The sequence below is a fragment of the Caulobacter sp. BE264 genome (assembly GCF_031457805.1).
GTDB lineage: Bacteria > Pseudomonadota > Alphaproteobacteria > Caulobacterales > Caulobacteraceae > Caulobacter.
The window spans coordinates 1-1382 of sequence record NZ_JAVDXI010000021.1 but is presented as its reverse complement, the minus strand read 5'-3'; the positions used below and the strand labels follow the sequence as shown (position 1 = coordinate 1382).

The following is a 1382-nucleotide window of genomic DNA, read 5'->3' as shown; positions in this document are numbered from 1 at the left end:
CGATTTTGAGGTGTGGGGGTTAGTCGTATGACTTACGGTTAGTCGCCCGGCGAATGCGAACAGTCGCAGAGCCTGAGCCTCCAGCCCCTCGGATATAAAGGCCACCAGCGTAGAAATTTAGCGTCGTGAATGGCGCTAGGGTTCGCCGAGGCGCTCCCGTCCGATAGGACATGGCCTCGGAGGGGAGCGCGCCAAAGCCGCCGCTGTTGAGATCATAAGCGGTTTCAACAGCCCCGCCATCGGTCTGATAGCTTTGATATGCTCCGACGCCACCCAGGTTCGTTGGGGATGCGTCAACGGAGATGTCAAACTCAGGGCTGAGAATGTCGCCAGCAAATAGGTACTGACTGGTGATCCCCTGATAAAGGCGGACATATCCACCATCGGCTGACCACGTGGCGTTGACGATCAGTTCATTCCCGATGCCGTCACTTGCTGCACCTGTCGAGACTGTCGCTGAGCCGTTTACAGCATCCATCGCCCAGTTCGCCGGAACCGATCCAGTAATTCCAGATCCGGCCGTGCCGCCCGTGGTCGTCACGAACATGGGGTTTCTGAACGCCTGGTTGGCGCCGTAGCCCTGCGCGTCCCAGTCCACCGTAAGGCCCTGCGGGCGTTGGGGGAAAATTCCGGAAAGCTTAGGCGCGAGCCACTTCCCGAGCGAATATCCACCCTTTCCGTTCATGTGAGCGCCGTCAAAAGAGAAGCCGCTCTTGTAGGCGATCGCGCCGCCTGTCGGGTCGAGAACGGCCTCGCGAATATCGAACACGTCAACGCAGCCTCCCCAACGCGCCGAGCTGGCGGCTGAGACTATGCGGGCGATGTATTCGTTGATAATTGCAATCTTGCCGTTCGCTGAGTTAGCGCCAGGCTCAAGCATGATGCCAACCCGCATCCCGGCTGCAATAAGAGGCTGCACAAGCAGTTGATCGAGCGCATCGAACATACCTGCCGCCGTCTTGGCCCCAGGCTTCGCCGCATCGGTATTGTTTAGGCCATCCAAGATAAAACAATACCCAGCCCCGGTCGCAATCGCGGGGGCCACGTATGGCTGCATAGCTTCGATCACAGAGCCTGAAATGCCGTAGTTCGCGACTTCTCGGAAAGGCAGGCCCATCATCGCATTGGCCCACGCAACCCCGTCGCGCGTCGTGCGGTTGAACTGAGTGGACGGATCGGAATACTCAAATTCCGTTCGGCTGTCCCCGAGGCGCACCACCAGCGAGGGATTGCGGGCGGCGCGGTTGTTCAGCTTGTCGCGCACCGCGCCCCAAGTCTCGTCGGTCCCGATCAGATCAGCCATTGTCGGTCAGCCTTTGCGTGTCGCGCAAAACGAGGGCGTCGCGCATGATCGTGAGGGTGCGGATGACCCCACCACCCTT

1 protein-coding gene is annotated in these 1382 nt (G+C 59.8%); it reads right to left on the bottom strand.

The window, feature by feature from the left end; genetic code table 11:
- Positions 1-19: 19 nt before the first annotated feature.
- Positions 20-1303 (bottom strand): SGNH/GDSL hydrolase family protein, encoded by a 1284-nt coding sequence (locus J2X45_RS20265; RefSeq protein WP_310218529.1) that lies wholly within the window; start codon positions 1301-1303, stop codon positions 20-22.
- Positions 1304-1382: the final 79 nt, after the last annotated feature.